Annotated in this window: 9 protein-coding genes and 1 pseudogene; 7 read left to right on the plus strand and 3 right to left on the minus strand. The window is 62.6% G+C overall.

From position 1 onward, the window contains the following. Positions 1 to 65 precede the first annotated feature (65 nt). Complete coding sequence (locus ACLBYD_RS27085; protein ID WP_447818857.1) at positions 66 to 1,028, plus strand: cyclase family protein; 963 nt, start codon at positions 66 to 68, stop codon at positions 1,026 to 1,028. 106 nt (positions 1,029 to 1,134) lie between these two features. Here the strand turns inward: ACLBYD_RS27085 and ACLBYD_RS27090 are convergent, their stop codons facing one another. Then, the gene (locus ACLBYD_RS27090; protein WP_447818858.1) at positions 1,135 to 1,878 is read right to left on the minus strand and encodes an SDR family NAD(P)-dependent oxidoreductase; all 744 of its coding nucleotides are present in this window, start codon (positions 1,876 to 1,878) and stop codon (positions 1,135 to 1,137) included. A gap of 69 nt (positions 1,879 to 1,947) precedes the next feature. Between ACLBYD_RS27090 and ACLBYD_RS27095 the strand changes: the two genes are divergently transcribed. The 6 genes from ACLBYD_RS27095 (at position 1,948) to ACLBYD_RS27120 (ending at position 9,315) form a co-directional block, all read left to right on the plus strand. Further along, positions 1,948 to 2,409 carry an NUDIX domain-containing protein gene (locus ACLBYD_RS27095; RefSeq protein ID WP_447818859.1) on the plus strand — a complete coding sequence of 154 codons (462 nt, stop codon included), beginning with the start codon at positions 1,948 to 1,950 and terminating at the stop codon, positions 2,407 to 2,409. A gap of 33 nt (positions 2,410 to 2,442) precedes the next feature. After that, on the plus strand, positions 2,443 to 4,581 hold the full coding sequence (locus ACLBYD_RS27100; RefSeq protein WP_447818860.1) for a hydantoinase/oxoprolinase family protein: 2,139 nt from the start codon (positions 2,443 to 2,445) through the stop codon (positions 4,579 to 4,581). Then, positions 4,581 to 6,356 carry a hydantoinase B/oxoprolinase family protein gene (locus ACLBYD_RS27105; protein WP_447818861.1) on the plus strand — a complete coding sequence of 592 codons (1,776 nt, stop codon included), beginning with the start codon at positions 4,581 to 4,583 and terminating at the stop codon, positions 6,354 to 6,356. The genes ACLBYD_RS27100 and ACLBYD_RS27105 overlap by 1 nt, the downstream gene beginning before the upstream one ends. 52 nt (positions 6,357 to 6,408) lie before the next feature. Beyond that, entirely contained in the window at positions 6,409 to 7,602 is a 1,194-nt protein-coding gene (locus ACLBYD_RS27110; RefSeq protein ID WP_447818862.1) for an LLM class flavin-dependent oxidoreductase, read from the plus strand. Between the two features lie 44 nt (positions 7,603 to 7,646). Then, positions 7,647 to 8,003 (plus strand): VOC family protein, encoded by a 357-nt coding sequence (locus tag ACLBYD_RS27115; protein WP_447818863.1) that lies wholly within the window; start codon positions 7,647 to 7,649, stop codon positions 8,001 to 8,003. Positions 8,004 to 8,403: 400 nt separating this feature from the next. Beyond that, a complete protein-coding gene (locus tag ACLBYD_RS27120; RefSeq protein ID WP_447818864.1) occupies positions 8,404 to 9,315 on the plus strand; it encodes an SDR family oxidoreductase in 912 nt (303 codons plus the stop codon). A gap of 67 nt (positions 9,316 to 9,382) precedes the next feature. Here the strand turns inward: ACLBYD_RS27120 and ACLBYD_RS27125 are convergent. After that, positions 9,383 to 10,430 (minus strand): annotated as a pseudogene (locus ACLBYD_RS27125) (IS481 family transposase). A 70-nt stretch (positions 10,431 to 10,500) separates the two neighbouring features. Then, complete coding sequence (gene acs, locus ACLBYD_RS27130) at positions 10,501 to 12,432, minus strand: acetate--CoA ligase (RefSeq protein ID WP_447818595.1); 1,932 nt, start codon at positions 12,430 to 12,432, stop codon at positions 10,501 to 10,503. Between the last annotated feature and the right edge of the window lie 2 nt (positions 12,433 to 12,434).

The raw sequence follows: 12,434 nt of genomic DNA on the forward strand, positions 1-12,434 counted from the left end.
TTCACGCATGCTGTTAAGCAAGCGATTGCTTGGTACTGTACGTGTGATTCGGATTCTGCAATACGATGGAGGCCTATGCCATGGCAAACCCGGCGAAAGCGGATGGTCGACCTCATTCCGGGAACTGGGGGCGGTGGGGTGTCGACGACGAACGCGGCGCTGCCAATCTCCTGACGGCAGATGTAGTGAAAAATGCGATGACCTCGGTTCGGGAGGGAGAGGTGCTCTCATTGGCGCTTCCCATCCGTGGTGCCAATACCGGATCCGGAGCTTTGCACGTGCCACATCTGACCGGGCGTCCCCTTCCACAGCACTTCATGTCGATCGATGGTGGTGACTACGCAGCCGGTACTCAACGCATCAAGGGCGAAATGTCGGTCGCCGACGACGCTCTGATGGTGTCCCCGCACGGAACCACGACTCATATCGACGCGCTCTCGCACATGTGGCGCGGGGATCATCTGTTCAACGGTCATCCGGCAAACCGGGTGCGCAGCTACGGCGCCACGCGCTGCGGCATCGACAAATTGGGTCCGATCGTCACGCGTGGCGTCCTGCTCGACGTCGCGCGACACGTCGGCGTGGAGTACTTGTCCGCCGATGTGCGTATCGACGCAGATCTGCTCGAGTCGACGGCACAGGCAGCCGAGGTCGAGGTCAGGGCCGGGGACGTGGTCCTCGTGCGGACAGGATGGTCGACGGTCTTTGCGGCGGATCCGAAAAGGTACAACGACCAACAGCCGGGACTGTGTCATAGTGGCGGCCGATGGCTTGTCGAGCGAGATGTCGTAGCGATCGGCAGCGACAACATTGCGGTCGGCGCACTCGACCCGGGGGGTGTGTTCCACGGATCGGTCGACGAGGACATTCACATGCTCACCCTGTGGGCCCACGGTGTTCCACTGATCGAGCTGCTGTGGCTCGAAGAACTGTCGACAAGGAACCGAACCGACTTCCTGTTTGTCGCGGCGCCTCTGCCGATCGTCGGAGGCACGGCCAGTCCGTTGAATCCGGTAGTCGTGCTGTAGCCTCCACGACTGCGTATCGGACCGAGGGGTTTGTCGGCCTCTGCATCCGGCAAGGTCGAATTAGGTTTTACGGCAGTACGCAGTGTCGTCATTAGTGCTTGAGCGCTCACATCATGGTGATTCCGCCGTTGACGCTGAGCGTCTGTCCCGTGATATAGCCAGCATCCGGAGCGCACAGGAACTCGACCGCCGCGGCAACTTCACCGGCAGAGCCCAAACGGCGCATGGGGATCGATCGGGCGAGCTTGTCCATCAGGCCGGAATTATCGGTTTCGACGGTGCGGAGCATGGCGGTGTCGACCAATCCCGGACACACCACATTGGATGTGACTCCGTCCCGAGCGATCTCTCGGGCGAGCGTCTTCGCGAATCCGAGTACTCCTGCCTTTGTTGCGGAGTAGACCCCTTCTCCACCGCCACCGGCACGAGCGCTGTCTGTCGAGACGAATACGATGCGACCCCAGCCTTTTTCGGTCATGCTGGGGACGAGTGCGTGGCAGAGATGCATGGGTGCGCGGAGGTTGACCTGCCAGAATGCGTCCCAAGTGCTGGGGTCGCTTTCCGTGAAGCGTTCGACTCGTGTCAGGCCGGCGTTGTTGACCAGGATGTCCGCCTGGCGGAGGCGAGGATTTCGTTCGAGAGCTGCGGTGATTTCTGGAGGATTTCGGAGATCGACTTCGACTGGTGTCGCGTTGGTCAGCGAGCTCGCGACAGTCCGAGCGGATTCGGGATCCCGGTCCAAGACGAAAACTTCCGCGCCCAGCGCGGAAAGCCGCGCGCAGATGTCTGCGCCGATGCCTGCACCGCCGCCGGTCACCAGGGCTGTTTTATCAGAGAGATCTGTGTTCATGGCGTGAATATACAGTCTTGAGCAAGCGCTTGGCTAACAGTATGCTTGGTTCGAGTCGAGGTGGTGTGCATGGAAGCGAAATCGTCGGTGGCGGAGCCCTTATCCGAGCCGGTGGAACGGCGGATCGTCGCCTTGTTGCTGAAGCACGGTAATCGACTGTGCTTGTTGCGGAGGAGTGCGCTCGTAAGAAGCGATGTCGGAATGTGGCATTGCGTCACCGGATTCCTCGAAGCGGACGTCGAACCCGAAAACCAGGCTTTGGCGGAGCTGTCGGAGGAGACGGGCCTGATACGGCAGGACCTGCGGTCCTTCTCTGCCGGCCCCGTTCTGAGGATGCTCGGTGCCGATGGGGAATGGACCGTCCACGTCTTCGTTGCTACTTCCAAGCATCGTCGAATCAGACTCAATTGGGAACACGACGACGTCTGCTGGGTGCCGTGGGCATCTGCGGAAGGGGACGGACGTGCGCTGGTCCCTTGGCTGTCCACACTTGTTGGCGAAGTCGGATCGCAAGCAGGCCGCTTGTCCTAGACAAGCGCTTGCTCAAATAGTTAGGGTGTCTCCATGTCAGTAGAGTTCGATGCGTCCGCGGATGGCTATGCACTGGGAATCGATGTCGGGGGAACCTTTACGGACGTCGTGCTCGCCGGGCCGACGGGGCAGGTAGCTGTAGCCAAGACCCTGAGTACACACGGTGACCCGACGGAGGGAATCGTGCGTGGGGTGCAGATCGCTCTGGATGCCGCAGAAGTGCAACCGGACGCAGTGAATCGGGTCGTTCACGCTACGACGCTCGCGACGAATGCAATCCTCGAGCAAAAGGGTGTGCGGGTGGCGCACATCGGAACACGCGGATTCCGCAACCTGCTTCCTCTCGGACGGTACGCCCGCGTCGAAGAGGATCGTTTCGACACGCTGTTCGATCCGCCGACATCACCGATCCCTGCTGCAGACTGCTTCGAAGTGGTGGAACGGCTCGACAGTGCAGGTAATGTCCTTACCCCGCTCGATGAGGAATCGGTTCGTGCCGTTGCTTCACGTATCTGCGAACGCGGAATCGAATCGGTGTCCGTCGCCCTGCTTCACTCGTACGCAAATCCCTTCCATGAACACCGAGTCGCAGAGATCCTCAGGGAGGAGCTTCCTGCCGGAGCCACGGTGGTCACGTCGGCAGAAGTATGGCCTGAACTGCGCGAATACGAACGAACGACAACGACGTTGATGTCCGCGTATGTCGGGCCGGTCATGGTCTCCTACCTTCAGCGGCTCGAGACGCAACTGCGAGAAATCGGGATCGACGCCCGCGTCCAGGTGATGGAATCGGGCGGCGGAGTAATGTCGGCCGATCTGGCGGGGCGGCGCGCTGTCGCGACGATCGAATCCGGCCCGGCAGCTGGTGTACTTGCTGCTCGTGCCGCAGGGTTGTCCGCGGGCAGGGCCGATGTGATTTCCTTCGACATGGGAGGTACTACGGCCAAGGCCTCCGTCGTGCGCAACGGTACTCCTGCAATCACCACGGAATTCCACGTCGGTGGGAAGGGGAGTTTCGGAGGTCGGAGGGCCGGAACAGGTGTTCCGATCAAGACACCAGCCATCGACCTCGCCGAAGTCGGCGCCGGCGGTGGCAGTGTCGCATGGGTCGACCAGGGTGGAGCCTTGCGTGTCGGACCGCATTCGGCAGGGTCCGAACCAGGACCCGCGTGCTACGGACGTGGTGGACAGAACCCGACCGTGACCGACGCCAACCTCGTTCTTGGATACCTGGATCCTGTCGGATTCGCCGGCGGCACGATGGGCCTGGAAGCAGACAAGGCCGCCGATGCTATCCGAACTCAGGTCGCTGAACCCCTCGGCGTCGAGCTCGAGGCAGCTGCCAGCGCCATACACGAGATCGCCAATGCAACCATGGCAGCAGCGGTGAGGGTGGTTACCGTACAGCGGGGAATAGACCCCAGGCCCTTCGCCGTCGTTGCTTTCGGCGGTGCAGGGCCGATGCATGCTGCACGAGTCGCTGAAGAATTCGACATCGATATGGTGATCGTGCCGCCGTCGTGTGGTGTCGGGTCGGCGGTTGGCCTTCTGGGTACCGATCTCAGCACTGACCGGGTACTCACCCGCCTGTGCCACGAGTCGGATGTGGACGCCCACGAGATCGACAAGACTTTCGAGCAACTGGCGGAAGCAGCCGCTGCCGATCTCGACGTCGATCCAAGGGCGGAATCCACTCGAATCGAGCGTTCCGTGGACGTCAGACTCGCCGGTCAGGCGCATGAGCTGACCATCCGCATCGGTGACGGAGGACGGAATCAGCGCTGGACCGCCGGATCGCTCGCAGCTCTACGGGAAAGGTTCGCCGAGAAGTACAAGGAATCCTACGGGATTGATGGGTCCGGACCGATCGAACTCGTCAGCTTCCGTGTGCGCGTCACCAGAGTGGTACCGAAAGTTCCGCTCGGACGTCGAGCTCGATCGGGGACACGGACCCAGGGACCCTCACGAAAGCGACCGGTGTGGTTCCGCGAGTTCGGCGAGTACCGCGAAACTCCGGTCTATGAGCGTGAAGGACTCGTCGGCGACGAGTTGGTTACGGGGCCCCTCGTTATAGCCGATGGTGAGTCGACCATCGTGGTCCCGCCGTCCTGGGGCGTCCGGATCGACAACGAGTTCAACGTAGTTCTGTCGCGTGTTTCAGAGGAGAAGTAATGACGCAGGTACTGGCCGACGGATCGGCAATCGACCCCCAGCGCAGAACTCCGGATGCGGTACAGCTCACCTCGGAAGTCCTCCGCAACGCTTTGGTGGTGGCGGCGGAAGAGGCGAGCATCGTCGTGGTGCGGTCCGCATACTCGACGTTCGTGGTCGAGGGGTCGGATGCCTCGGCGGCGATCTTGGACAAGGACGGTCGTCTCATCGCGCACTCGATGGCAACTACGCTGATGAACAGCATGGCACTGTCGGTCGCGATACCGTTCCTGCTCGAAGACATTCCGCTCGAGACCATGCGTCCCGGTGACGTGTTCGCCACGAATGATGCGTACAAGGGCGGCATACATACCAACGACATCCTCATTTTCAAACCGATCTTCGTGGCAGGTCGGGTGGAGTACTTCACCGCCACGTTGATCCACGTATCCGACATCGGTGGCGCCTCAGCAGGTGGAATGGCATCACTCGCCACGGAGATCTTTGCGGAAGGTTTGCAGCTCCCTCCAGTACGGATTGCGACATCAGAGGGACTCGAGGACGCCGTCATGCGCATTCTCGCCCTCAACAGTCGGACCCCGGACAAGGTGAAAGGTGATGTGCGTGCGCTGATTGCAGGAGCGTCGACCGCTGCGACTCGCATCGAAGAACTCATCGATGAGTACGGTGAGGAGGGTTTCGCAGCAGGTGTCCGTGACTATCTCGATTACACGGAGACTCTGACACGCAACGCAATCGCTGCGCTTCCCTCCGGCACGTACCAGGCCGACTACACGATCGACGACGACGGTGTGACCGACATTCGCAATCACCGCGTCCAAGTGGCTGTCACCGTCGGTCAGAAAGAGGTCGAAATCGACTTCACCGGCACCGACGCACAAGTGCCGGCGGCAGTCAATGCGAGCGTCTCCCAGTCGCTCGCGGCAGCCGTCTTCGCGTTTCGCTGCTTCATCGATCCAGCTATTCCTATGAACGACGGATGCCTTCGAGTTCTGAAAGTGATACTTCCCGAAGGGTCACTTCTCAACGCACAATCGCCGTATCCGTGCGGCGGTCGCTTCCTTCCTGCCTACGCAGCGATGGAATCGGTACTACAGGCATTGTCGGATGCGGTACCTGAACGTGCCATTGCTGCCTCCGGAATCCTGCAGCCCTTCTCGATTGCGGCAACTACCGCGCCGTACTGGGTGCACCTGGCCTACGAGTTCGGCGGTGTCGGAGCCCGATTCGGCAAAGACGGTCCGGACGCCACCGGAGTGCACTTCGGCCTCGGCCGCAACTCGGTACCTCAAGTCGAACCGGTTGAGGCGCGATGCCCGCTCGTCGTCGAAGAGGTCGAATACATCGCCGACTCCGGAGGCCCGGGGCGCTGGCGCGGAGGCCTCGGGACCAGGACAGTCTTCCGACTGCTGGCGGATGCCTATGTCACAACACGCGGCGATCGCCTGTCCGTCGGTCCCCGTGGCCGGGACGGCGGAGGCGCGGGCGTCACGGGAGCCTTCAAGAAGCGATCTCACGAGGGCTCGGACCGGATTCTGAATGCGAAGGTCAACAACGAATTCTTCCGCAAGGGCGAGTGTTTCGTCGTCGAGACCAGCGGAGGTGGAGGAATGGGCGATCCTTTCGAGCGTCCGGTCGACGAGGTACTCGATGACGTCCGCTCCGGAAGGGTGACCGTGCATGGAGCCGGCCATGACTACGGAGTCGTCATCTCGGGTGATCAGGTGGATTTGGCTGCGACGGAAACGCTCAGATCCTCGGCAGGGCAGAAATGATGTTCGAGCAGCCGAGCCGTCCATCGACATCAACCAAAGGGAGTGATCGATCGTGAGCAGTCATGTCCGGGATCGCATGAAGTTCGGAATATTCCTCGGCCCGGAGCACAAGCCGAGCAATAATCCCACTTGGGACCTCGAGCGCGATCTTCAGCTGATCGAGCACCTCGACGTGCTGGGATACGAAGAAGCATTCATCGGTGAGCACCATTCCAGTGGGTGGGAGATCGTCTCCAGTCCCGAGGTATTCATCGCAGCTGCTGCTCAACGCACGCGACACATCAAACTGGGTACCGGAGTGATCTCTCTGCCGTACCACCACCCCCTGATGGTCGCCGAACGTATGACCCTGCTCGACCACCTCACGCGGGGTCGGCTGATCATGGGGGTGGGACCGGGGGCATTGCCGTCGGATGCTGCAATGATGGGCCTCGACTACTCTTCGTTGAGGGAGCGCATGGAGGAATCGTTGGAGGCGATTCTGGCGCTGTTCACCTCGGATGGTTACGTCGACCGAAAAACCGAGTGGTTCGAGCTGCGGCAAGCACAGTTGCAGATGTTGCCTTACACCCGACCGCATCCCGAGGTCGCAGTCACCGCGGTGATTTCTCCGGCAGGTGCCATGCTTGCGGGAAGATTCGGTCTACCGATGCTTGCTCTGGCGGCAGCGAGCGATGCCGGAAGTCGTGTCCTCGCGGACCACTGGGATATCTACAGCGAGCAACGCGAACTGCACGGCCATGGCCCTGGATCTCGGGCCGACTGGCGACTCGTGAGTGTCATTCATGTCGCGCCCACGCGTGAAGAAGCGGAACGTCAGGTTTCCTATGCAATTGAGGACGCCGGCCGGTACCTGTTCCGTGATGCGAGTTTCCTCAAGGCGGTCTACGACTCCTCGGGACTGGACAAGGGTGCACCGCTGATCGATGTCTTCCGGGCATCGAACCTCGGTGTGGTAGGCACACCGGAGGACGCAATCGAACATATCGAACGCATGCAGGAGGTATCCGGGGGATACGGTACCCATTTGATCAGGGTTCTGGACTGGGCCTCCCCTCAGGACACCCGTGATTCGTACGAACTGTTCGCGCGTGAGGTCGCACCTCATTTCCAGGACTCGAATCGACGCCGACTCGAAAACTGGGGCACGTTCCACAACTCCGAAGCAGACTTCCAGGTTGCGCTGGGCGCTGCCAACGCTCGAGCAAGGAAGCGCTACGAGAACGAGAAGTCCCGACGATTGTGAGCGCGCGTCGCCTCACCCGAAACCTTTCACGAGCGGAGAAACCCATGGCAGAGAATGCTGGAATCGGTAACGTCATGTACCCGGTGACGGACGTCGCCGCGGCAGTAACCTTCTACGAATCGTTCCTGGGACTGCGGACGAAGTTCCAGGACGGGGACCGGTTCGCTGCACTCGACGGGGGCAGCGTCACCGTTGCGATCGCGGGGCCGGAGGAAGATGTCACCGACGGCGTGGTCGGTGCATCCTTCAAGGTTCCCGATGTGTCGGCGGCGGTGAGCGAGGCCGTGACACACGGCGCAACCGTTGTCCGGGAAGTAGAAGAAGGACCTCACGAAGTACGCGCGGTCATCCGTGACCCGTGGGGCAACTCCGTGGTGCTGTACGCGCCGATACCGCGGTAGGACGAGCGACGCAAAGTCGCTCTTCCCTGCCCGCCAAGGACAACAGGCACGGGGACCACCGCGATCAGTCTGGTCGGAACGGCGACAAGCGAGAAAGCGGTTCGACGGCATCAGGGCCGTTGCATGCCGTCTCAGAGCTGTGGAGGGCTTCAACGGCCGGGGTAATCAACAAGGGCCAGCGAGGAGCGGGTGCAGCGTGCGGCTGGACTTCGGAAAACCACACTGTGCCGTGTTCCTTCGTCCTCGATCCGTAGCAGTCCTGTCGCAGACATCAGCTATCCATCGTCACGGATTCGATGCCGAGCGCTCACTCAAGATGGAATGGGCGCGGGCTGTACGAGAATCGGAACGCACCTCGGCCACGCCGCGCGTAATAGGTGCCAACTGGTAGAGGAACGATATGAACGCTCACACGTCCGGCCAAAGGCGCAGCCCTATCTTCGTCACCGGGGCGTCCAGCGGATTCGGCGCGCACATCAGCGCAGTGATGGCGGCGCGGGGGCACCATGTGATCGCGTCGATGCGCGATACGTCCAAATCGCATCATCTGTGGGAACTAGTAGACAAATACGGTGGAGATCGCAACCTGGTCAACGTCATCGAACTCGATGTGACCTCACCTGAATCCCGCCGGCAAGCCGTCGAACTTCTGGAGGAATCCCCCCACCAGCCGAGGACAGTCCTCCATTGTGCTGGCTATACGACGGCAGCATTCTTCGAGGATCTGCCATCGGAATCCATCCGCGATCAGTTCGAGACGAACTTTTTCGGAGCGTTGGAGCTGACCAAACTCCTGCTCCCGTCCATGAGAAGCCAGGGTGAGGGGACGATCGCGCTCATCTCTTCCAACGCGGTCAACATCGCGCATCCGATGTACTCCATCTACGCGGCGAGCAAATGGTCGCTCGAGGGATGGGCGGAAGCACTTTCGATCGAGCTGGCACCGTTCGGAATCGACGTATTGATCATCCAGCCTGGGAACCACGACACCCCCTTCGGATCCAAAGCAGTGCCGATCAGCCCTACGGAAAGTCCGTATTCAGGTCTTCACGCCGCAGCGATCGAGAAAATGCGGGCACTCGGCGGACGCGCACGGTCCACCAGCAAGGCCGCAGTGGAAATTTGCGCCATTCTGGAAGCGGACAAGCGACCCTTGCGAGTGCGCATCGGGAACGATGACAAGCTGATGGCGGCGCTGGCTCGCTGGGCCCCTTATGCAGTTCGGCGTCGTATCATCGAGCGCATAACTGGACTGACCAGGAATGCTTTGGACTTTGAGACACCGGCCAACACTGTGTCCCCGAAAAGGTAGAGATGCCACGAGAAGGCATGAGTTCTAAGTTTGAGATGACCGTATTACCCGCGGTGTACGAACGGAACTAGTTGTATGAGGTCATGACGTTGGTGACACCGGTCCGGAGTTTGCTCGCGGGCGGCCGGTTACCGACGGCAGTATGCGGACGATGATAGTTGTAGTGCACATTCCACACTTGTAGCGCCTGGGCGCGTTGCCGTTCGCTGGTCCAGGCGCGGGCGTAGAGGAACTTCTCGGCCAGAATCCGGTTGTAGCGCTCCACCTTCCCGTTGTGGCGGGGCGTGTACGGGGTGATCCGCTGATGCCGGCCACCGCGGAGCACTTTCGTGAAGTCCTTCGCCCGGTAACAGGACCCGTTGTCGGTGACCACCCGATGGATGTGCACGATGCCGTGAGCGGCGAAGAACACCCGTGCGCGGTGCATGAACCCGAGTGCCGTGGCGGCCTTCTCGTCGGCCAGGGCCTCGGTATAGGCAAGGCGGGAGAACCCGTCGACCGCCGAATGCAGATACACGTAGCCGACGCGGGCACCGGCGGTCTTGGCGCGCTCGACCTTCTTGGCCTGCTCGCTGCCCCGACCGTGGACACGCCAGCCGCCTCCGTCGGGGATCCGGCCGACCTTCACGGATGTCGACATGCACCATATGACCGGGCCAACGGGCGATGATCCGGCGCGGCTGGCGATTGTTCTCGCCGTTCGGGTCGAGGAACCTGCGCCGGTTCAACCCGAGGTGAGCGAGGTGCCGGCTGACGGTGCGCACCGAGATGGTGACCCCGTCGGCGGCGAGCTCGTGCGCGATACGAGCCGCAGACCACTTACGGCTCCGCCGCAGGGTCTCGATCCGCGCCACCGTCTCGGCCGGAGTCGCGGTGGGCTGATGGTGCGGAACGCTGGGCCGGTCGAGCAGACCGAGTTCACCGTGTTCGCGGTAGCGGGCCATCCACTTGCTGGCGCAGGACCGGGAAATCCCCATCTCGGCGGCGACATGGGACAGCGGACGAGTCTGGCACCGCTCGACGAGACGGCGGCGACCTTCGACGGACAGCGGGGCGTTACGGTGCGCCGCGGTCGGGTTCTTTCGTTCGGCGGATGAGTTGGTGGTACTTCCCATCCTGCCGCCGGAAGACCCGTCCGCCTTCGTCAGCCCCTGGTGGTGTCTACAACGTCATGACCCGCAACAACTAACGGGCGCGGATGGCGTCGAAGACGGCCGGATCGACGAGCGTCGAGGTGTCGCCCAGTTCGCGACCCTCGGCGACGTCGCGCAGCAGGCGGCGCATGATCTTGCCCGAGCGGGTCTTCGGCAGCTCCGGTACCACGGTGATCTGGCGCGGCTTGGCGATCGGGGAGATCTCCACCGCGACGTGATCGCGCAGTTCCTTGATGAGCGTGTCGCCGGTGTTGGCGACGTGCTCGCGCAGGATCACGAACGCGACGATGCCCTGACCGGTGGTCTCGTCCGCCGCGCCGACGACCGCGGCCTCGGCGATGGACGGGTGCGACACGAGCGCCGACTCGACCTCCGAGGTGGAGATGCGGTGACCGCTCACGTTCATGACGTCGTCGACACGGCCGAGCACCCACAGCGCTCCGTCGTCGTCGTAACGCGCACCGTCGCCGGCGAAGTACCAGCCCTGCTCGGCGTAGCGCGACCAGTAGGTCTCGCGGTAACGCTGCTCGTCGCCCCAGATGCCGCGCAGCATCGCCGGCCACGGCTGATCGAGCACCAGATAGCCGTTACCGCCCGCGCCGAGCGGGGTGGCCTCGTCGTCGACGATCTTCGCCGAGATGCCGGGCAGCGGCGCCATCGCCGAGCCGGGCTTGGTGGCGGTGATGCCGGGCAGCGGCGAGATCATGATCGCGCCGGTCTCGGTCTGCCACCAGGTGTCGACGATCGGGGCCGAATCCGCGCCGATGACCTCGCGGTACCACCGCCACGCCTCCGGGTTGATCGGCTCGCCGACGCTGCCGAGCAGACGGATCGACGACAGATCGTGGGCGTCGGGGATCTCGCGACCCCACTTCATGAACGTGCGGATCAGCGTCGGGGCGGTGTAGTAGATCGACACCCCGTACTTCTCGATGATCTCGAAGTGCCGGTGCTCGTTCGGCGAGTTGGGGGTGCCCTCGTAGACGACCTGGGTGACGCCGTTGCTCAGCGGGCCGTAGACGATGTAGCTGTGGCCGGTGACCCAGCCGATGTCGGCGGTGCACCAGTAGACGTCCTTGCCGGGCTTGTGGTCGAAGACGTAGTGGTGCGTGTACGACGCCTGGGTCAGATAGCCACCGGAGGTGTGGATGATGCCCTTGGGCTTACCCGTGGTGCCCGAGGTGTACAGGATGAACAGCGGATGCTCGGAGTCGAACGGCTGCGCGGTGTGCTCCGGCGACGCCTTCTCGACGGTCTCGTGCCACCAGAGGTCGCGACCTGAAGTCCACTCGACGTCGATGCCGGTGCGCGCGACGACCAGCACGTGCTCGATCGACTTCGCATCGGCGACGGCCTCGTCGGCGGCTGCCTTGAGCGGCGCGGCCTGGCCACGACGCCACTGGCCATCGACCGTGACGAGCAGTTTGGCCTGCGCGTCGTCGATGCGCGAGCGCAGTGCCGACGACGAGAAGCCGCCGAAGACCACCGAATGGGTCAGGCCGAGGCGCGCGCACGCGAGCATGGTGACGATGGCCTCGGGGATCATCGGCATGTAGATCGCGACGCGATCGCCGGCGACCAGGCCGAGCTCGGTGAAGGTGTTCGCGGCGCGACAGACCTCGGCGAGCAGGTCGTTGTAGGTCAGCGACCGGGAATCGCCGGGCTCGCCCTCGAAAAAGATGGCGACCCGATCGCCGTTACCGGCCTCGACGTGCCGGTCGACGCAGTTGTAGGCGACGTTGAGCTTGCCGCCGACGAACCACTTCGCCAGCGGTGCGTTCGACCACTCGAGCACTTCCGTCCAGGGCTGCGCCCAGTCGAGTCGTTTCGCCTGCTCGTCCCAGAATCCGAGCCGATCGGCGTCGGCCGCGGCCTGCAGTTCCGGACCGGCGTTGGCCGTGGCGGTGAACTCCGGGCTCGGCGGGTACGCCTTCGATTCGTGCTCCTGGGCTGCGCTCGTCATGA

The sequence above is a fragment of the Rhodococcus sp. C26F genome, from assembly GCF_053345925.1.